Raw genomic sequence first — 20,689 nt, 5'->3', positions numbered from 1 at the left:
AATCGGTTTTCCAAACAGATCAAGAAAAGTCCAGGCTTTATTTGTTCACTAGATCAACATCAATCACTTGATAGAAAGCGTTTTCAGTATCAGCCACATCCCAAACGGCAAGTATGACATGATACCCGAGGCGGTCTTCAGGAATATAAATGTGGTGAGATAAATTGCGAGATGCAGGGGAACCGTCATGCGGAACGGCGCCAATCAGTTCAAAGTCTGCGCGCTTAAGCGGTTTGTCAGGATCCCAGCCTTTTTTGGTGATATAGTAGTGCCATTGGCTCGTATTGTGGGGGGCGGTATATGTCCAGGTAAAGGTGTGTTCTCCGCCGGTCATGATATGTTTAAACCAGCGATTTTCCGACTGCTGATCAAGAATTCCGCCGAACAGCCCGCCTGCGGATGCAATTTGTCCATCTGCCGGGCCGCTATGCGGAAACCCTTTTTTCGCTTCCAGGCTTTGCGGCTCATACATCACGCTTCCACAATTCAGATTGAGAAATCCGAAAGCCTCACTGCACAGAGCCGCTCTGCTCCCCGGTTTTTCGATAAAACCATGAGCGAAGGCCTGCTGAGGAACGATGGACATCCACAGCAATCCGGCTGCTAATATGAAAACGGTGCTGAAGGTGGTTTTTGGCAAACGATACACGTTACAATCCCCTCTCTTTTCACAGTGTTGAGACGGGTTTTGATGCAAAAAGAAAACATACGCGGCCATTCCAATATTACCCATTCAATTTTAACATCTGACCGTTATAAAGCCAAGGGACGATCTCCCTTGGCATCATACTAAAAAATCCTTTTTAAACTTTTTTTCAGCGGCGGCAAGTCGAGCTCTTTTTTCTCAACTAGTTTTTTGATCATATATTTGCTGTAGTTTACAGCTTGTGTATAGGATATTTTTCCCGGAAGAGGCGGTTCGTCTTCAATTGCCACATCGATAATCGACGGCTTTTGTGAATGAAAGGCGCTTTTCAAAGCAGGAATAAGCTCTTCGTGCTTTGTCACGCTGAAGCCCTTCCCGCCGCAGGCTTCGGCAAACTTGGCATAATCGACGTTTTCGAGCGCCGTCGCATAATTAACATGCCCTTTTTCCTGCTGTTCATATTGAATCATTCCCAAGTTCTGATTATTTAAAATCACAACAACAATGGGCAGTTCGTATTTGACAGCAGTCGGAAAATCGTGCATAGACATGCTGAAACCGCCGTCTCCGCACACGGCTACAACCTGGCGTTCCGGATGGGAAAGCTTTGCAGAAATCGCGCCTGGAAGACCGCATCCCATCGTGCCAAGCCAGCTTGATATCAAAAAATCCTGATTGGTCATATTAAAATGGCGCGCCGTCCAAACCGTCACATTTCCGACGTCAACGGACAGAACCGCATCATCTGCGACCGCGTCCTCAAGTCTTGCAATCACCTGCTGAGGCTTCAGCGGCTCTGTCGCTACCTGTTCGTCTTTTTCAACTTCATAACGCCACTTCCTCATATGTTGTATACAGCTTTCCAAAAATGCGCGGTTCGATTTCCGTTCAATTGTTTTCGTCAGTTCAAAAAGCCCTTTTTTCGCATCGCAGACAAGGCCGGCGGTGACAGGATACCGTTTGCCGATTTTCGCCGGATTGTTGTCAAGCTGAATAGCCGGGGCATCTTCCGGCAGATAATCGCGGTACGGAAATGAAGTCCCCAGCATGATCAACAGATCGCTTTCCTCCATCGCTTCATATGCAGGCTTTGTGCCGATGTGTCCGAGGTTCCCGAGCATATGCGGGTGCCGATCAGGTACGACCCCTTTCGCTGGGAGTGTGACAATGATCGGAGCGGCCGCTTTATCTGCAAACTCGAGCAGCTCGTCTCTCGCCGATTTCATTCCCCGTCCCGCTAAAATCACCGGTTTTTTTGCCTGGTTAATCAATTGTGCACACTGCATCAGCTGGCTTTTCTTCGGTTCAAGATCGCCTTCGATATAAAGCGCAGACGTATAAACCGGCTTCCGCTTAATCTTTTCTGCAAACAGATCATCGGATACGCTCAGAACGGCGGCCCCTTTTTGGCTGTATGCGGTACGGATCGCCTGATTCAAAAGATCTGGCAGGGCTTCAGCCGAATGCACCTGCTGATTAAAGAGAGCCACATCCTCAAACATTCGTTCAAGACCGATCTCCTGAAAATAATCTCTCCCGATTTCATCCGAAGACACCTGTCCTGTAATCGCAAGCACAGGCGCCCCGTCAGCTTTCGCATCATACAAGCCGTTCAGCAGATGAACGGCGCCCGGGCCCGCTATCGAAAGGCAGACGCCGATTTTGCCTGTCAGCTTTGCATCGGCTGCGGCAGCGAGAGCAGCGGTTTCTTCATGACGCACTTGAATGAAGCGGAGGCTGTTTTCTTCATGCCGCAATTCATCGATAAATTCGTTGACGCTGTCGCCCGGCATGCCGTAAACATGATCAATGTTCCATTCCTTCAGCAGTTCTGCAGCTATTTTTCCTGCGGTTTTGTTTGCCATATCACGTCCTCCTTTGTTTTTTCCATACCTCCTTCCATTTCTGCTGAAACGTTTTGCAGCGTACCCGCCAAAAAAACAGCCTGCAGAGGCATGGCTCTGCAGGTTTTTTACTTTTTAAAATGGTATGGAAGCGTGGCAACAACTATGTCTTTTTTCCACAGGAGCCTCAGCCGCAGCAAAAGCGCGGACTGATTGTGAAGAATGTTGTGCCAGCTTTTTTTCGGAATGAACTGGGGTACGAGAACCATCACAGAGTAGTTGTAGCTCGCCGCTTTGGCTTCAACTGTTTCCAGAAACTTTTCCAATGGGTGGATCAAGCTTCGGTATGAGGAATAAAGCGTTACAAGCCTGACCCCGTTTTGAAGAGCCTCCCATTTCTTCTCAATCTTTTTCTCATCTTCTTTGTCAAATGATACATGAACCGCAATCACTTGATCTGACAAGGTTTTTGCGTATTGGACCGACTTTTCGACGACGCTTGTCACACCCGCGACAGGTACAATGACGATATTTCCTTTTATCGGCTCCAAAGGCTTGCCTGTTATTCTCAGCTGCTCGCTCACCGCTGTATAGTGCTTTTTCACCACATAAAAGGCCCAAATGACAATCGGCATGAAGATGACAATCGGCCAAACAAGCGCAAACTTTGTAATGAATAAAATCAGCAGCACGACAGCGGAGATGGCGGCTCCTGCTGCATTAATGATCATTTTTGCAATCCAGCCGTCCGGCTTTTCCCTCATCCATTTCAAGCACATCCCCGTCTGCGAAAGGGTAAACGGTATAAACACGCCGACCGCATATAAAGGAATGAGATGCTCCGTCTGTCCGTTAAACAGCACAATCAGCACAATCGATGCAATACCGAGAAAGATGATCCCGTTTGAATACCCTAAGCGGTCTCCTCTGACCGTAAACATTCTCGGCATATATTTATCCCGGGCCAAATTAAACGCAAGCTGCGGGAAGGCCGAGAACCCGGTATTTGCCGCCAGCACTAAAATCATTGAAGTCGTGCCCTGAATGAAAAAGTAAAGGAAAGACCGCCCGAATGTTTCCGATGCAATCTGCGAAACAACCGTCTCTTCGCTTTTCGGCGTGATGCCGTAACCGAAAGCAAGCATTGTAATCCCCGAAAACAGGACAGCCAGCAATATCCCCATCATCGCAAGGGTATTTGCGGCATTTTTTGGCGCGGGATCTTTAAAAGCAGGTATCGCATTGGAAATCGCCTCTACGCCGGTTAATGCCGAACAGCCTGAAGAAAAAGCTTTAAGCAGGAGAAACAGGGACAGCCCGGCAACAGGCGTGCCGACTGCAGCATGCTCCGCCGGCTCGATTTGCCCGGTAAGCAGCTTGTAGCTGCCTGCCGCGATCAGAATCAAGAGAGCGGCCACAAATAAATACACAGGGTATGCCAATATTGAAGCCGATTCTGTCAGCCCTCGTAAATTTAAAACCATAATCAAAAGCACCAGCACAATCGCTATCAGAAGATGATACGGATGCAACATAGGAACTGCCGATGTAATGGCGTCGGTTCCCGCGGAAACGCTGACGGCTACTGTCAAAATATAATCGACAAGAAGAGACCCTCCTGCGACCAGCCCCGGGTTCACTCCAAGGTTTTCCCTTGATACAACATAAGCTCCTCCTCCGTGCGGATAAGAAAAAATGATCTGCCGGTATGAAAGAATTAATGCCGTCAATAAAATCATGACGCCTGCGGCAATCGGCAGAGAATACCATAATGCGGCGGAACTGACAGCCGCCAAAACGATCAGAATCTGCTCTGTTCCGTAAGCGACGGAAGACAGGGCGTCAGAGGAAAGCAAAGCCAATGCTTTTGTTTTTGTAATCTTTTGTTCTCTAAGCTCTTTTGATTTCAATGGCTTCCCGATTAAAAACCGCTTTATTGCACTATACATCATTGTCTTCTCCTTCTTTGCTGTTTTTTCAGTATTTTTTCGCACAAAAAAGCGCAGAGGCAAAAGCCCCTGCGGAATCGGATTTTTATTCCCAGGTTATCTCCCTCTCTCTTAACGCTTACGAGGTTAGCTGACGGATTCGGGCTCACGAGAGTTTGCCCTACCTTTAAAAGGATTCACCCCGGAGGCTGTACGCCTCTAAATGGTTCCCCCGCTCTTTTTTAGATTAAGCGATTTTGGATTATTATAGAGAGATCATACTCCCGTTTACGAGCATTGTAAATACTTTTTTAATATAAAAAAAACCGGCGGTAGACAGGCTTTCTGACCTATTGATTGTACATCAATTCTTTTCTTAAACCCGACAGAGCAAAAGAGAAAATCGAGATATCATGCTTCGTTTTCCGGCTGTGCTCAACTTCGCTAAAATTCCCCTGCCACAAAAGTGCGGGGCGATTTTCCAAAGGCGGAGTCGGTCTTTATACAAGAGCGGCTGACAAGGATTTCAACATTGATCGGCATCCAGAATATCCTCATGTTTCAATCCGATTTTCCTGGGCGCGGCTACATGAATTTCCCGGTTTTTTCCGCGCAGTGAATCTCCTTCTATCATCGCGTCATAACAGCAGCTTTTTGTGATATTTGGACAAATTAAAACAGCCTGCCGTCCCCGGCAGGCTTCCCGTTTTATTGATCAAGCTTCAGCTTCTTCAGCTGTTCGGCGAGCGCATTGTTGATCGGCTCATCCTTGTTTTGCTTTTTCATGTAAGAGTGTACATCGCGTTTTGACGCTTTTGAATTTTTGTCTTTGGCTCTGCGCTTTTCGAAAACGGAGAGCTTTTCGCGGTGGCCGCAGACACAGGCAAAGGTTTGGCCTTCCCCGTGGCCGCGCAGCTCCATGCGCTTATGGCAAACCGGGCAGCGGGCGTTCGTCTGTTTGGCGACCGTTTTCCGATGGCCGCACTCCCTGTCCTGGCAGACGAGCATTGTGCCGCGTTTGCCGTTTACTTTCAGCATCAGTTTTCCGCAGTCAGGGCAATGTGTTCCTGTGATATTGTCGTGCTTAAACTTTTGATTGCTGCTTTTGATTTCTCTGATCGTCTGCTTTGCGTACTCCTTCATTTCTTTAATGAAGGCTGAAGATTTCAGCTTTCCTTTCGCAATGCCTGACAGCTTCTGCTCCCATTCGGCGGTGAGGGCCGGAGATTTTAAATCTGACGGAACAAGCTCAAGGAGCTGTTTTCCTTTTGAAGTAATGTAAATATCTTTTCCTTTTTTCTCAATCAGGAACGTGTTGAACAGCTTTTCGATAATATCGGCGCGTGTCGCGACCGTCCCAAGTCCGCCCGTCTCTCCGAGGGTTTTCACAAGGTTTTTTTCTTCTCCCTGCATAAATGCGGCTGGATTCTCCATCGCAGACAGCAATGTTCCTTCATTAAACCGCGCCGGCGGTTTTGTTTCACCCTTCGTCTCTGTCAAAGACCGGACGGAAAGCGTGTCGCCTTTTGCGAGTTTTGGAAGGGTTTGATCCTTTTCTTCCTCGTCATCATCTTCGTCTGCGAAATCGTACACCGCTTTCCAGCCTTGCGACTGAACTGTTTTCCCTTTTGCCGTAAAGGTTTCTCCGCCGATTTCGGCAAACACTTTTGTTTCTTCATATTCAAACGGCGGCATTAAAACAGCGAGGAAGCGCTTCGCGATCAAATCGTAAAGCTTTCTTTCCTTTTCGCTTAACGCGCCGAGCGCAAGCGGCTCTTCCGTCGGAATAATCGCGTGGTGATCGGATACTTTCGCATCGTTGACAAAGCTTTTATTGGCTTTAACCCCCCGCTTCAGGATCCGGGCCACATGCTGGGCATAAGGCTTCACCTGCATGCCTTCCAAACGGTCTTTCAGCGTCGGGACGATGTCATTGGAAAGAAACCTTGAGTCCGTCCGCGGATAGGTGACGAGCTTGTGCTGCTCATAGAGCTTCTGCAAAACGGACAGCGTTTCTTTTGCGGAAAAGCCGAAGCGTTTATGGGCGTCCCTCTGCAGCTCAGTCAGATCATAAAGTCCGGGAGCAAAGCTTTTTTTCGCCGTTTTTTTCAAGTCGACGATGACGGCCGGTTTGCCTTGCAGCGCTCCTGCAAGCTGCGACGTCACAGATGCGTTGAACGTGCGTGTCTGTGACGTCTTTTTGTCCTGCCATGTCAGCGTCATGCCGTCGACCGCTGCGCGCAAGCCGAAATAAGGGACGGGTTTAAAGTTCTTAATATCTTCCTCTCTTTTGGCGATCATTGCCAGCGTCGGCGTCTGTACGCGCCCGCAGGAAAGCTGGGCGTTGAATTTCGTTGTCAGCGCCCTCGTCGCGTTGATGCCGACGATCCAATCGGCTTCAGCTCGAGCCACAGCTGAATGGTAAAGGTTTTCAAAGTCTTTGCCGTTCTTTAAGTTTTTAAATCCGTCTTTGATCGCTTTGTCAGTAACAGATGAAATCCACAGACGCTTCAATGGCTTCGTGACCTTTGCTTTTTCGATGATCCAGCGGGCGACGAGCTCGCCTTCCCGGCCGGCATCGGTTGCAATGACGATGTCTTTGACATCTTTTCTGATCAGCTGCGATTTTACCGCCTGAAACTGTTTTCCGGTCTTTTTGATCACGACGAGCTTTAAAGGCTCAGGGATGATCGGCAGGTCTTCAAGCCGCCAAGACTGGTATTCCTTTCCGTATCCTTCAGGGTCCGCCAATGTGACCAGATGGCCGAGCGCCCATGTCACGATATAGCGGTCGCCTTCAAGATATCCGTTTCCTTTTTTATGACACTTCAGCACGCGGGCCAAGTCACGGCCGACTGAAGGTTTTTCTGCTAAAACAACTGTTTTAGACACGTCCATCATCACATCACTTTCTTGTTCATGCATCCTTATATTATAACAGATGATACAGATGCATCTCTAATGTTCACGATTCCTTTGTTTCAATTTCCGAAAAAATCACGTGTGTCACGGTTTGGGCATATGGAGACGTTTCATTGATAAACGCTTCGATCTTCGCCAGGCTCTCTGCATTGATTTTCAGCATATAGCAGGCAGCTCCCGCGATCCGGTAGCAGAATTCAATGTTCGGGAGGCGTTCGATATACGCTTTAAACCTCTCGTATTCCCCGTTTTTCACCGTTGCTTCAATGATGCAGGAAACGGGAAGACCGACCTTTTGGTAATCGATGTCCAGCGTATATTTTTTTATGACGCCGAACGATTCGAGCCGCCTGACTCTTTCGGTCACAGACGGTGCCGAAAGGCTGATCTTCCTGCCCAGCTCCCGCATCGATAAACGGCTGTCTTTCTTTAATTCGGCTATGATTTTAAAATCGAGATCATCAATTTTCATATGTAACTTTATTCCCTCCATTCTATTTCATTATTTTAATATTTTCACGAAAATTCTTTCGTTCGAAATTCATATTTCTCTTCTGCTTATATATGATTATGAAGAGGTGATCATCATATGACAAGAATCAATTTTTCAGACAGAGGAGAGACGCCGTTTCAGCGGCTGCTCGGACACTCTGAAAGCCTGATGTCAAGCTGGACGGCTTTAGCTGAGGAGCTGTCAGGAGATGGCTTTTTATCAAAGGAACTGAAGGAGCAGGTGCGCCGTGTGCTGGCTCAGGGAAACGGGTGTGAATATTGCAAGGCCAAGGGGAAGCCCGAGATTCCGAATCAGCAGAAAACGAGCTTTGCGATGGGGTTTGCAGAGGTCTTTTTGGCGCAGAGGGAGCGCGTGTCAGACAGGCAGTTTGATGTTTTAAAAGAAGTGTTTTCAGAAGAAGAAATAACGGAATTGACCGCATTTATTTGTTTTACGACTGCCCAGCAATACTTCGGCGCTTTAATGAAGCTTCCGGCAGACGCATAAATCAATCGGAGAAAAACCTGTCATATTTGTCCCCTTTTGGTTTATAGTATAAAGGTAGACTATCACTCCACAGGAGGTATACTATGCTGCAAACGCCGATTGGCCGCCTTCGGTTGATGGGTTTTATTGAAGGCATGTCGCTTTTAATCCTGCTGTTCATCGCCATGCCGCTTAAATATTGGGCGGATTACCCGATGGCCGTTACGATTGTCGGATCGGTTCACGGCGGATTGTTTATTTTGTATTTGTTTGTTCTGTTGTATGCAACTTTTGTGCTGAGGTGGTCTGTGAAATGGCCGGCTGCCGGTCTTGTGGCCGCATTTGTTCCATTCGGCAATTTCCTTTATGACCGGGGACTAAAAAAATATGATCAGTAAAATCCGCCGGGTTTCCCGGCGGATTTTTTGATCACTCATTTAAAAAGCGTTTCAGCTCTTCCTTGTTTTGTTCAAGGTCTAAATCAAGGACTGCCCCGTATTTTGGATCGTCTTTGTTCGTAAATGATCCGTCAACCGGCAGCCTGAAGCTTTTGGTTTCTTTTACGCTTCCAAGCAAAAAGTCTTTGCCGACGGAGAGTATGACGCCGTTCGGAATGTTTGTTTCAATATACGGATCGACGAGCCCCCACAGCTTCGGAAGCTGTGCGATATTTCCGATGCTCACCGCTTCTTTTTGAAGCTTTGAAAAGACTTCCTGCTGCCTTCTGACCCGTCCAAAATCGCTTTCTCTGTCATGCCTGAACCGGACATAGCCCAGCAGCCTTTCACCGTGAAGAACTTGTTTTCCCGGCTGCAGTGTCATGCCGATTCCGTATGACATTTTTTTCGGAACATCGACTTCGATGCCGTCAGGCGCCACCGCATCAACGATTTTGGCAAAACCTTTAAAATCGATGACAGCGTAATAGTTAATGTCCAAATCAAAGGATTCTTTTAATGTTTTTCTGACGAGTTCCGGGCCTCCGTATGCATAAGCCGCATTGACTTTTTGCTTGTCATATCCCGGAATGTCGACATAGCTGTCCCTCATAATCGAAATCAATTTAGGCTGTTTCTGCTTTTTATTATAGTGGATGACCATCATGGAGTCAGACCTTGAATGGTCTTCCCCTCTTGAATCGATCCCAAGAACGAGGATGTTCACTTCATCAAGATCAGAGCCTTCCCCGTTAAATTCAAACTGTCCGTCTTCTTTAAAATCTCCGTCAGATTCAGATAAGCCTTTTTTGTATTCAAAGTAGGTATAACCCGCTGCTGCTATGATAACCAGCAAAGTTAATGTAAACAGGCGCTTTATGATTTTTCGCCTTTTTCTTTTCGGTTTTCTTACTCTTACTCTAACCCTCTCCACTTTTATCACCGCCACACATAAGACTATCACAGGATGAAACAGCGGGCAATTAATAAAAGAAAGATCAAGCTGTCTAACCCTATCGAAAAAGATAATATTTTGTTTTCATTTGTTTCATAATGTAATGAAAATGATCGAATTTTGATCTTTTCGTCAAAAATCGACTACATCCACTTCGTCATCCATGCGATATAGTAAGAAGCGGGAATAAATAGTACTTGGGCAAAAATCGTCCCGGCCACCCTCGATGCTGCCATTGTGATCGAAGCCCATTTCAAATACGTATAGCTCCGCTTCCCTTTTGCTACGTCATCTGCAAGTACCGACACCTTTGGATCGACAAACAGCGCGAGCAGCATCGTCGCAACCCCGTTGACAAGGCCGGAGGCCATCACCGCGGTCGTATGCCTTTCGGGCACAAGGACGCCCGCATAAAGAGCGGCAAGAACGCCGATTGTATAAATCGCCGTAATGACCATGTTCAAGACAAACAGCCGTTTCGGTATATAGCGGAACCGAAAGTCTTTCACATATTCCAGGCTCGGTCTTTTTGCATAATGCTTTGCATGCTTGAAGCTATTTTTTGAAAACGCCTTGCGAAACACTTGCAAAACGGAGCCATTTTCTCCTGCCAAATGAACAATCGCTCTCGAAAATACGGCGACGAATGTCGGCAGAAGCAGCATTCCGAAAATTGTGCCGACGGTTGAACCAAAGATCAAAAACCGAAATTGGCTACCGACGAGGGAAAGCGCATCCGCCCCCGCGACATCAACAAGCTTTCCCGTCACAGGCTGCTGAACCATGTTTGACATTCTCGAGACGATGACCATCACATTAAATAATGACAGAGCCGATGCGATAAATCCGACTCTCGCGCCTGACAGCCGGGCAGCGTAAGCGAGCGTTTCGATGGAATGGATCAACAACAGAAAACAAAAAATCAATAGCACCTTGGATGTTAAAAAGTCCATTTACCTTCCTCCAGTCTATAGGTAAGACTGTTTTTAAAACGGAAACGTTTCGGCAAATCAAAAACCGCTCCGGCAAAAGCCGAAGCGGTCTCAATTATCATATTTATTCGAGCAAATAAATTATTATCCGCTGCCAAAGGCGGTCATTTGAATTTCGTAAAAGATCAGCATCTATCGTTCCGAGCGAAAGTAAACACCATGGAATTTCTGATACAAGACAACGAAAGCCCTACCTCTCATTCGTCCTTGCGGCTCCGAAGCCGCGCCAGTGTGAATTGTGAAACAAAAAGTCTTTTTTCCCTCTATCCTGTTAGGGGCGGGTCAGAGGAAGAAATTAGCATCTTCTAAGAAAGAAAAAAGAAGTTTACTTTCCATTTATTTGCTCTTTTGCGTGTTCCTGTTTTTTATTATACTACAGTTCGCCCTTTATGACAAACTGATTGAGCACAGTGCTACATGTCAAGCGTGACCGGGGTGCTTTCGCCTTCATTCATCAGTCTGATTTCCGAAGGCTCAATCTCAAGCACGGTCAAGTTCGGATCGTCCTTTCCGTCAAACCATTGCTCAAGCCTTTCATCCCAAATTTTGTCCTTTAAATCCTTTGAATGGTTGAGCTTTGCCGTACCTGTAATTTCAAGGTATGCATCGCCTAATCCTTCGCCGTTATAACCCAACAGCACGTGGACGTTCGGATTGTTATCAATCTCTTCCGCCTTGTGCGTCTCATCGCTTGTCGGTGTATAAAGCGTCAGCCCGTCATGGAAAAAGGTCATGTAGCGGGAATGAGGCTTGCCGCTTTCAACCGTTGCAAGCGAACCGATTTTATGATGATCGAGAATATCAAGCACCTTGTTCTTCAATTGCTGCTGATCCATTTTGAGGTTCCCTCCTTTGTATCGTCTCCACTGTTACTTTTCCACAATGTCTTGTATATTAAACAATTGAATGGAGGTTTTTGACGTGAATATTTTCATATCGTTTGATGCCGAGGCTGATATGGGCTACATTGCTTTAACGGAAAGGCGGGCCGGATCGGTATCAGCAACAGATGATATCGGCGACACGGCTTTGTCTGCAGACTTTGACCGCCATCAGCGGATCATCGGTGTCGAATTTCCGGGGGACGAGGCTCCGGAAATCGCGCGGCTTGGAACGCTGACCGGCAGAAAATATAAACTTGAACCGGCTTACCTAAACGGGACGCACGTTCGGCGGTTTCGACCGACGGCACAGGAAGCGGTCAAAACACTTTGTGTGAACGGTGTTCAATTTTATTTTGCCGATCATGACGGACGGCACTTCATCGGCTTTGATGTGATGGAGCGAGCGAAAAAAAGCGAATGAGATGGACTCCCATTCGCTAAATTCTCGGATCTGTGAACACATCGTGATCATCGGTGCTTGTTGAAGAAAACTCCGTGACCACCGCACCTTCACTCCCCGCTTTGAACCAATGCTTCGTGTCCGGCGGAATCGTAAACTGTTCGCCGGGCGTGAGCTGAATTTCGTGCCAAACGGTGAAATGTTCAATATCCTCGTCCGGCGGCATAACGGCCGGGGCTTCCGTTTTTTCTCCTTCTACATACAAATACACTTTTCCGTATCTGCACCTGAATGTCTCTTCCTTCCCTTTCTGCTTGTCTACAGGAGGATGCCGGTGTTCGGGGCATGTTTGTTCAGGGAATAATACGAGCTCTTTGGCGCAGTAGCGGTCTGTGTTGACATAGACGAACAGCTGAAGCCCCAGCTTATCCAGCTTATTTAATCCGTAGTCCATGATTTGGATGTTTTCTTTATCATCGTCGTTCAGCACAATGCCCGCTTTCTCGTAGTATTCAATTACATCTTCCTTTGTCACCTTCACACGAGCTTCCCCCTTTTATGTCGTGATAAAGTCTCCGCCGTTGACGTGGAGGGTCTGCCCTGTCATATACGAAGAATCGTCAGATGCTAAAAGCACATAGCAGCCCACATGGTCGACCGGCTGACCTGGACGGCCCATCGGTGTATCTGTACCGAACTTCGCCACTTCCTCCCCTGAAAACGTTGACGGGATCAGCGGCGTCCAAATCGGTCCCGGTGCAACGGCATTGACACGGATGCCGTCTTTGACGAGCGCCTGTGACATCGACCGTGTAAACGCATTGATCGCCCCTTTTGTTGCCGTGTAGTCAATCAGCTGCGGATTGCCCCGGTAAGGGTTGATCGATGTTGTATTGATGATCGCGCTGCCCGGCTCCAGATAATCAATCGCTTTTTTTGTAAAGTAGAAATAAGAGAAGAAATTTGTTTTAAATGTTTTCTCGAGCTGTTCACTGGAAATCTCTTTAATGCTGTCTTTAGGATGCTGTTCGGCCGCATTATTGACAAGAATATCAAGACGGCCCAGCTCCTTCACCGTCTGCTCAACCGCGTCATTGCAGAAAGCTTCATCCCTGACATCGCCGGGAAGCAGCAGGCATTTGACGCCCTCTTTTTCAACGCGCGCTTTCGTCTCCTGAGCGTCTTCGTGTTCATTCAAGTAGACGATCGAGATGTCCGCGCCTTCTTTAGCATAGGCAACGGCAACAGCTCTGCCGATTCCGCTGTCGCCTCCTGTGATCAGCGCGACCTTTCCTTTCAGTTTATCCGTTCCTTTGTAATTTTCATCCTCATAGATCGGACGCGGATTCATGACGCTTTCGATGCCGGGCTGGCGGTCTTGCGTCTGCGCCGGCTGCCCGTTTGTCTGCTGATTGCGCAAATCCATTTGTGATTCCTCCCTTTAGCTGATGTTACTAGACTTTTAACCGGAGAAATTTTTGTTTAAACATGACCATGTGCGATAAAAATGAAGAAAGCCCCGGGTTAACCCGGGGCTCTCACCACTCTTTATCCTGTATAAACCGGTGAAACAGCACGTTCAGCATGCCGTACAGCTGCTCGCGGTCTCCGGTCTGGTATGCTTTTATGCTCTCATCACTTTCTATCATCGAAGAGCTGATGAAGCTCAGAATCTCGGAACCTTCCGGAGACAGATCGGCCGGCGCCAGCATGATGAGCATCCGCATCATCTTCATGGCGCTTCCGTCCATCCCTTTGATCTCGAACGGTTTGGACAGATCATAAGCTTTAAAGAGGGGAACCGCGGCCGCTTCACTTTTTAAATGAAACAGCGCGAAGGTTGTTCCGGGAATTCCGAGGCCACCCTGTGCTTCTCTTTTCATCAGTCCATCCGCCATCTGCCCTGCATCCTTAACCAGGCCTTGATCTTCCAGGGTTCCGCAAATCCGTTTGACCGTATGTTCCAGGCTTGATTCAGCTTCCATCGTTTCAACCGTAAAATGGCTCAGTATATGTTGAATGCCGGCCGCGTAATGGCCGATTTTCCGCGCAATCTGAAGCATATCTGGAAACGGCTCCGGTTTTTTGGGCGCCATCCGCTTTTTCCGAAGGATGAGCGGGATTTTTCGGGTGAGCTGGTGTTTGATCTGTTTCACATCTTCCGTGTCAAGGAGCGGACTGACGGTGACGCAGTCAATGTTTTCATATGGGATCGGCACGGTTGAAACGATGATGTCAAAGGCATCAGTGTTTTTCGTCTTCAGTTCCATCAGAGAGGATATCTCAAAGGAAGCGATTTCAGGAAGCTCTTTTTTCAACCGCGAGGCCAGCATCTTTGATGAACCGATTCCGCTCGAACAAATCACGAGCGCGTTGATGTCTACTTTTTGTTTGCTCATCTCAAGCGCCGATCCAAAGTGAAGGACGATAAAAGCAATTTCTTCATCTGGAAACCGGATTTCCGGGAAAAATATTTCGACGCCTTCCTCTATGGCCATATATAGGAGAAAATAATCTTTTTTGACCTGCTCTGTTAACGGATTATGCACCGACATCTTTTCTTTGATCCGGATGATCGCCGGTTCAAGGTGGGCGATTAATCCTTCATAAAGCGAATGATTGCCGGTTAAATTCATGCCCGTTTTTTGCGAGATGAAATCGATCAGCTTTTTCGTTCTGAGCGCAGTATCCAGCTCGATATCTTCCGCTCTGTAGTCGATTTTGAAGCTTTTGTTGGCGCTTCTTAAATGCATCGTAATATACCCCGCCTCAGCTTCGGGTATCTTCACGTGAAACGCATCTTCAAGCGCCTTTGCAAGCGCAAGCGCCAGTTCAAACTCTTTCGTACGCTTCAGATCCGTCAATTCTTCTTCATTCATATTGATCATTTCACCGAGCTGTATCCGCTCGATCGCAAACGTCAAGTGGACGACCAGAGCGATGTATGCACTGTCGGAAAGAGAAAGTCCATACTTTTCTTTCATCTGAAACAGCACTTTTTCCGCTTTCAGCAATTTCCCCCGGCTGACGACACCGAATATTTTCTCCGGCGCTTCGTTCTTGCCTTTAATATTCATTTCGATCGTTTCCAGAAACTGCTGAACATCGAGCTTGTCGGCCATCAAGTTTCCGACGATTTTCCGCTTGGCGTCCTCCGGCCCCCTCAGCTCTATACCGTAGCCTCTTTTTCTGATCAGCGAAAGGCCGAATGGAGCGATCCACTTCTCCAGCTCGTCAAGATCGTTGCTGATCGTTGCCGCCGTCACCTGCAAGTCATGGGCAATTGTATAAAGCTTGATCGGCTCTCCCGTTTCAAGCATCGCGCATAAAATCAAAAGCTTTCGTTCATCGGCACTGTATTCGACATGACTGTCCCGGGACAGATCTTCAAGAAGCCGCTGTTTGTCTCTGTAGGCTCCGACCAGTTTCAAGCCTTTTCCCGGCTGCTTATCAAGCTGAAGCCTGTACTTGTCCAGAACGGATTTAACCGCTTTGAGCTCGCGGTGGACCGTTCTTGTGCTGACTTCTATATAGCCGGCAATTTCATTGACTTTGACATAACGGTTTTGATGCAAAAGGTATTTCATTAGTTTTTGTTCCCTTGCTGTCATATACATAAAACGCCGCCTCCGGTGTTGTCGTTTTTGCGGGGGGGGGGTGAAAGGGGTTCCGGCGGTTGAAACGGTATCCCTATCATAAAACGCTGTCAAAAAATCTTCAATTCAAACTAATTAATTTTTTATTAAAATCTGTGCAAATACTTTTCAAGAAGTGAAGAAACATCAGCTCACAGCTGATGTTTCTAGATTAGGTTGCATCTGCGCCGCCCTGTTCATACATTCTGTTTTCGGCAGCCCCCGCCCGGCTGCCGCCCTCTCCCGATTCTATCTAAAGCTATGCTTTCAAATGGCTGATTACCAGTTTGAATAAAGAATGATCCTCTTCGAGTCCGCATACGTCGCGAAGCACGCCGGCATAGCCTTTTTCAGCGATCATGCTTTGAAGCTGAACGGCTTCCGGATCATCGGCACAATCAAACTGCAGCGCCAGGGCAATGCCTTCTGCAAGGCGGACAGGTTCAAAGCCGAGATCGCAAAGCTTCCGGGCCGGGCCGACAAGACGGTCATCCCTGCCAAGCTTGCGAAGCGGCGACCTGGCCACACGGGTGACATCGTCTGACAGGCATTCATTCTCAAAGCGGCCGATAATTTTTGTCATATATGCCCGGTGCTCTTCCTGTGTAAAATCGTATGTTTGGACAAGGTACCGGCCTGTTTCTTCTAGCGCGCCTGCCACCGTTTGGCGGACCTCCGGATGATGAATGGCGTCTTTTATCGTCTTCAAACCTTTCTTATAGCCGGCATACGCCGCCATGGCGTGTCCGGTATTGACCGTAAACAGCTTTCTTTCGATGAATGGCGCAAGATCCGCTACATATGTCACACCTTCAATATCCGGCACTTTTCCGGCGAATTCCGTTTGATCAACGGCCCATTCGAAAAAAGGCTCCACCGTTACTTTCAACGGATCATCATGGTGCTGGATCGGCACGATTCTGTCGACTGCCGAGTTCGGAAAGCCGACTGAATCGCTGATTGCGGCGCGCTCCGTTTCAGTTAAGCGGGCGAAAATTTCCTCGCGAAGATGAGCGCTGCCCCCGATCATATTCTCGCAAGCTATAATATTTAAAGGCTGCTTGTTTATTTTCATCCGACGCTTCAAACCTTCTGCAATCGGCTCTGCGATCAATTTAAGCACCGCCGGGCCTACCGCTGTGGTGACAAGGTCGGCTTTCGCTATCAAATCATACAATTCGTCAAGCTGGGTCGCACTGTTGATCGCCCGGACCGGTCCGATCGTTTCCTGCTTCCTTCCGGCATCGGCCATTTCGACGGTATAGCGGCCCTTATCGTTCAGTTCATTGATCACGGCATCATTTACATCGGCGAACACGACATCATACCCCGATTTGCAGAGCAAGGCTCCGATAAATCCGCGGCCGATGTTCCCCGCACCGAAATGCAGTGCAATCATACCTGGTCACCTTCTTCAAAAACCGCCATTAACTCGTCTTCATTTTTCGCATTGATGATCCGTTCGACATTGTCCGCTTCTGAGCAGACAATCGCAATCTTTGACAAAATCTCCAAATGCTCATCATTTTTTCCGGCAATGCCAAAGATCACTTTAGCAATATTGCCATCGCCGTATTCGACACCTTCCGGAAGCTGGATAACGGATATTCCGGAATGAAGAACATCCTGCTTGCTGTCTTCCGTACCATGCGGAATGGCGATTGCGTTCCCCATGTAAGTGGAAGTGAGGCCTTCCCTCTCCAACATTTTCTCGATATAATCCGCGGTAACATAGCCGGCGTCAACCAGCGCCTTTCCGGCCAGTCTGATCGCTTCTTCCTGCGTTGCGGCAGATTGATTGAGATGAATGTTTTCTTTTGCAAGTACTGGTTTCATTGGGAAATCACTCTCTTTCATACATGTTGTGTGAGCCTGATTTTCAGGCTCACGGGTTCTCAAACTTTACTTTTTAAGCTGATTGATCAGTTCGTCGTATTTTGGACTGTTAAGGAAGTTTTCCACCGATATGTGTCTGGCGCTTGGAAGCTTCGCTTTTGCGCGTTCCGTTAAGTCTTTATGCGTGATGACGATATCGGCATCTTCCGGCAGATTATTGATCGATGTATTGGATACGTCGATATCGAGTTCTGCTTTTTTGACTTTGTTTTTCAAAATTGATGCCCCCATCGCACTGGAGCCCATTCCGGCATCACACGCGAAGATGATCTTGCTGACATTTTCGTACGGAGCCGCTGATTCTTCCGCTTCGTCAGCCGAAGTCAATGCAGAAACGGCCTGGCTCTTCTTGCCTTTCATTTGCTGCATTTTTTCCGCCGCGGCCGTCAAATCTTCTTCGCCGGCTTTAGACGTTTTCAAAATCAAAGAAGCTACAATGAATGAAACGACTGCTGCGACGAGAACACCAAGGATCACGCCGATGTGGTTGCCTTTCGGCGTCATCGCCAGCACCGCAATAATACTTCCAGGTGAAGGAACAGCCGCAAGCCCCGCATTAAAGATGGAAAACGTCAGCACACCGCTCGCTCCGCCCGCTATTGCAGCCAGGATTAACAGCGGTTTCATCAGAATGTAAGGGAAATAAATTTCGTGAATACCGCCTAGGAAATGGATCACTGCAGCGCCCGGAGCGGTCTGCTTTGATGTGCCTCTTCCGAAAATCATGTAAGCTAAAAGAATCCCGAGACCAGGGCCTGGGTTCGCCTCTAAAAGGAATAAAATTGATTTTCCTGTCTGGGCGGCCTGCTCAATACCAATCGGGCTCAAAATACCGTGGTTGATCGCATTGTTAAGGAAAAGAACTTTCGCAGGCTCTACAAAAATACTTGCGAGCGGAAGCAGATTCGCATTGACGATCACTTCCACGCCGGCCGCCAATGTTTTGTTTAAGCCGAGCACCACCGGACCGATTGCAAGAAAGCCGAGCACCGCCAGAATGAAGCCGAGAATTCCGGCTGTAAAGTTGTTGATCAGCATTTCAAATCCGGAACGGACCTTATCTTTGAAAAGCCTGTCCGTCAGTTTCATCAGGTAGCCGCCCAGCGGCCCCATGATCATCGCGCCGAGGAACATCGGAATGTCCGCGCCGACGATAACGCCGATCGCTGCAGTCGCACCGACGACGCCTCCGCGGTGATCGTACACCATCTTACCGCCCGTGTATCCAATCAAGAGCGGCAGCAAAAATTTGATCATTGGATCAACCAATGAAGCAAGCGCTTCATTCGGCATCCATCCCGTCGGAATAAACAATGCGGTAATGATCCCCCATGCGATAAATGCACCGATATTCGGCATGATCATTCCGCTCAAATAGCTTCCGAAACGTTGAATCTTTACTTTGAAATCTTGATTTTGTCTATCTTCCATTTCATAACCCTCCTTTGTTGTCCTTTAAAGCCTGTGATAAAAAAATGATGTCGAATAATGTCGGCTCCCTGTTTCTATATTAAAACGCTTACAGATGACTGCTCAATCGAAAGAAAACGGCACTTTGGCAGGAGCCGTGTGACAAAATTTAATAGTTTCATTTTTTAGTCTGTTTTCGGCTGCTCGCTGAAGAATTGCATAAAAAAAGACCATTCCTGATTGGAATGGTCTTTCTTCATCATATTCAGCCCTCCAGCCGCCCGTAGCCCGCCGCTCTCAGCTTTTCCGACATCGCTTCATACCCTCTGCTGCTTGGATGCACACGGTCAATTGACAAATATTCTTTTTCGCGTCCTTTAAAGACAGCATAAGTATCGATCACCTTGATTTGCGGAGCGGACTCTAGCTGCTTTAAGTGCCTGTTAAAGCCGGAAATCCATTTGTCCGCTAATTCGATTGACGGAAATGGGTTGTATAAATTGAGAAGCCGGACGAGATAACGCGTATCTTTTTCTCCCTTTATTTCTCTGATCTTCTCAAGCATGCCTGAGTAGTTTTTCTGACAGTGGGAGGAAGCTTCCAAAAAGACGTGTTCATCCTTTTCTTTTTCATATATCTCCAGCGATTGCAGAAGATCATTTCCGCAGCCCGTTATCGTGATGACGTCCGCTTTTTTGACCTGTTCCATGATGAAAGGCTCGTTCAGCATCGCTAAAATTTCCGACGTCTCAAGACCGGATTTCGCAAATACAATCAAAGAAACTTCTTCGTTCAAATCCTCTTCCATTTTCCTTTTATAGCGCTGTACAAATCCCGGCTCAAACAAACCTGCACCGACCCCGACGGTTAAAGAGTCGCCGAGAGCCGTATATTGAAGCGTCATATCCTTTCCCCCTCCGATATGCCGTTTTTTCGCGGCAGCTACCATATATGTACTCGGCAGAGGCTCGAAAGGATACTTTTCTTTTTTCCTAAAAACCTAATTTTCTCGAGATGTCAAGCGCCGCCTTTTTCACTCTTTCGGTCAAATAAGGAAGACGGTCTTTCTGAAAGCGGGCTTCAAACCCGGCGATGCTGATCCCAGCTGCGACTTCGCGCTTATGATTGAAAATCGGCGCGGCAATCGCGGAGGTGTAGTCTTCGAGCTCCGAATGACTGACCGTGCAGCCGCTCCGGTACGACTCGTCCACAATGCGGATCAGCTCAGCCTTGTCCCGGATCGTGCCGGAAGCGATCGGCACCAGCTCTGTTTGCTCGATATAGGCATCCCGCTCCTCTTCAGGCAAAAACGTCAGAATGCTTCTCGCACAGGCTCCGGCATATAAAGGGGACCGCCTCCCGATCGCTGTATAGAGGCGAACGGTCTGCGTGCCCTCAATTTTTTCTATATACATTGCTTCATTTCCCTGCCTTACAATTAAATGGACGGCTTCATCCACGTCATCGCGGAGTTCTTCCATGATGGGCAGAGCGATTTTTCGAATATCAAGCCTTTCTGAAACAAGGTGGCCGTATTGCAAAAACAGCAGTCCTAAGCTATACATCCCGTTCTCGTCGCGGTCGAGAAAACCCATTTCTTCGAGAGAACAAACCATGCGGTAGACAGATGTTTTCGGCATGCCTGTCAGCTCAATCATGTCGCCCAGCGAGAGCCTTTCTCTCGTCAGGAACAGATTGAGCAGGGTCATGGCTTTGACGACTGTTTTGTTTTTATGTTCCATGCCTTCCCCCTCCTGATAC

The 20,689-nt window shown here is 47.8% G+C and carries 18 protein-coding genes, 1 pseudogene and 1 riboswitch; of the genes and pseudogenes, 3 read left to right on the top strand and 16 right to left on the bottom strand.

The features are described from left to right. Positions 1–43: 43 nt before the first annotated feature. The 5 genes and pseudogenes from MKY62_RS02620 to MKY62_RS02600 all read right to left on the bottom strand — a co-directional run. Positions 44–610: pseudogene (locus MKY62_RS02620) on the bottom strand (lytic polysaccharide monooxygenase); the annotation flags it as partial. Between the two features lie 179 nt (positions 611–789). Then, the gene (locus tag MKY62_RS02615) at positions 790–2,511 is read right to left on the bottom strand and encodes a pyruvate oxidase (RefSeq protein WP_003179063.1); all 1,722 of its coding nucleotides are present in this window, start codon (positions 2,509–2,511) and stop codon (positions 790–792) included. 107 nt (positions 2,512–2,618) lie between these two features. Further along, on the bottom strand, positions 2,619–4,439 hold the full coding sequence (locus MKY62_RS02610; protein WP_003179060.1) for an APC family permease: 1,821 nt from the start codon (positions 4,437–4,439) through the stop codon (positions 2,619–2,621). 99 nt (positions 4,440–4,538) lie between these two features. Continuing rightward, a riboswitch (cyclic di-AMP (ydaO/yuaA leader) is annotated at positions 4,539–4,682 on the bottom strand. A gap of 444 nt (positions 4,683–5,126) precedes the next feature. Beyond that, positions 5,127–7,310, bottom strand: a complete 2,184-nt coding sequence (locus MKY62_RS02605) for a DNA topoisomerase III (RefSeq protein ID WP_025805960.1) — start codon at positions 7,308–7,310, stop codon at positions 5,127–5,129. Between the two features lie 73 nt (positions 7,311–7,383). Continuing rightward, on the bottom strand, positions 7,384–7,812 hold the full coding sequence (locus tag MKY62_RS02600) for an Lrp/AsnC family transcriptional regulator (RefSeq protein WP_003179050.1): 429 nt from the start codon (positions 7,810–7,812) through the stop codon (positions 7,384–7,386). A gap of 117 nt (positions 7,813–7,929) precedes the next feature. Between MKY62_RS02600 and MKY62_RS02595 the strand changes: the two genes are divergently transcribed. Both MKY62_RS02595 and MKY62_RS02590 read left to right on the top strand, forming a co-directional pair. After that, positions 7,930–8,340, top strand: coding sequence for a carboxymuconolactone decarboxylase family protein (locus MKY62_RS02595; RefSeq protein ID WP_003179047.1), 411 nt, complete (start codon positions 7,930–7,932; stop codon positions 8,338–8,340). A gap of 83 nt (positions 8,341–8,423) precedes the next feature. Then, complete coding sequence (locus tag MKY62_RS02590) at positions 8,424–8,717, top strand: DUF3817 domain-containing protein (protein ID WP_003179046.1); 294 nt, start codon at positions 8,424–8,426, stop codon at positions 8,715–8,717. 31 nt (positions 8,718–8,748) lie between these two features. Here MKY62_RS02590 and MKY62_RS02585 read toward each other — a convergent pair whose 3' ends face one another. From MKY62_RS02585 to MKY62_RS02575, 3 genes are all read right to left on the bottom strand, one after another. Further along, complete coding sequence (locus MKY62_RS02585; protein WP_003179044.1) at positions 8,749–9,690, bottom strand: LCP family protein; 942 nt, start codon at positions 9,688–9,690, stop codon at positions 8,749–8,751. A 164-nt stretch (positions 9,691–9,854) separates the two neighbouring features. Continuing rightward, complete coding sequence (locus MKY62_RS02580; RefSeq protein ID WP_003179042.1) at positions 9,855–10,664, bottom strand: lipid II flippase Amj family protein; 810 nt, start codon at positions 10,662–10,664, stop codon at positions 9,855–9,857. Positions 10,665–11,116: 452 nt separating this feature from the next. Then, complete coding sequence (locus tag MKY62_RS02575) at positions 11,117–11,539, bottom strand: pyridoxamine 5'-phosphate oxidase family protein (RefSeq protein ID WP_003179040.1); 423 nt, start codon at positions 11,537–11,539, stop codon at positions 11,117–11,119. Positions 11,540–11,624: 85 nt separating this feature from the next. On the opposite strand from MKY62_RS02575, the gene MKY62_RS02570 reads away from it, so the two are divergent. After that, positions 11,625–12,008, top strand: a complete 384-nt coding sequence (locus MKY62_RS02570; protein WP_003179038.1) for a DUF2283 domain-containing protein — start codon at positions 11,625–11,627, stop codon at positions 12,006–12,008. Between the two features lie 16 nt (positions 12,009–12,024). On the opposite strand, the gene MKY62_RS02565 is transcribed toward MKY62_RS02570, so the two are convergent. The 8 genes from MKY62_RS02565 to MKY62_RS02530 form a co-directional block, all read right to left on the bottom strand. Beyond that, on the bottom strand, positions 12,025–12,528 hold the full coding sequence (locus MKY62_RS02565) for a D-lyxose/D-mannose family sugar isomerase (protein WP_003179036.1): 504 nt from the start codon (positions 12,526–12,528) through the stop codon (positions 12,025–12,027). 15 nt (positions 12,529–12,543) lie between these two features. Continuing rightward, on the bottom strand, positions 12,544–13,413 hold the full coding sequence (locus MKY62_RS02560) for an SDR family oxidoreductase (RefSeq protein ID WP_003179034.1): 870 nt from the start codon (positions 13,411–13,413) through the stop codon (positions 12,544–12,546). A gap of 112 nt (positions 13,414–13,525) precedes the next feature. Then, entirely contained in the window at positions 13,526–15,604 is a 2,079-nt protein-coding gene (locus tag MKY62_RS02555) for a transcription antiterminator (protein WP_003179031.1), read from the bottom strand. Positions 15,605–15,881: 277 nt separating this feature from the next. Further along, on the bottom strand, positions 15,882–17,021 hold the full coding sequence (locus tag MKY62_RS02550; RefSeq protein WP_003179029.1) for a mannitol-1-phosphate 5-dehydrogenase: 1,140 nt from the start codon (positions 17,019–17,021) through the stop codon (positions 15,882–15,884). Beyond that, positions 17,018–17,458: a PTS sugar transporter subunit IIA gene (locus MKY62_RS02545; protein ID WP_003179027.1), complete on the bottom strand. Its 441-nt coding sequence runs from the start codon at positions 17,456–17,458 to the stop codon at positions 17,018–17,020. Before MKY62_RS02545 ends, MKY62_RS02550 begins: the two co-directional genes overlap by 4 nt. A gap of 66 nt (positions 17,459–17,524) precedes the next feature. Further along, a complete protein-coding gene (locus MKY62_RS02540; RefSeq protein WP_003179025.1) occupies positions 17,525–18,949 on the bottom strand; it encodes a PTS mannitol transporter subunit IICB in 1,425 nt (474 codons plus the stop codon). A 244-nt stretch (positions 18,950–19,193) separates the two neighbouring features. After that, a complete protein-coding gene (locus tag MKY62_RS02535; RefSeq protein ID WP_011197556.1) occupies positions 19,194–19,832 on the bottom strand; it encodes a GDSL-type esterase/lipase family protein in 639 nt (212 codons plus the stop codon). An 88-nt stretch (positions 19,833–19,920) separates the two neighbouring features. After that, positions 19,921–20,670 carry an IclR family transcriptional regulator gene (locus MKY62_RS02530; RefSeq protein WP_003179022.1) on the bottom strand — a complete coding sequence of 250 codons (750 nt, stop codon included), beginning with the start codon at positions 20,668–20,670 and terminating at the stop codon, positions 19,921–19,923. Positions 20,671–20,689: the final 19 nt, after the last annotated feature.

Origin of the sequence: Bacillus sp. FSL R7-0646 (assembly GCF_037969865.1) — a bacterium.
Lineage (GTDB): Bacteria > Bacillota > Bacilli > Bacillales > Bacillaceae > Bacillus > Bacillus licheniformis.
This window is presented reverse-complemented; position numbering and strand designations above follow the sequence as displayed.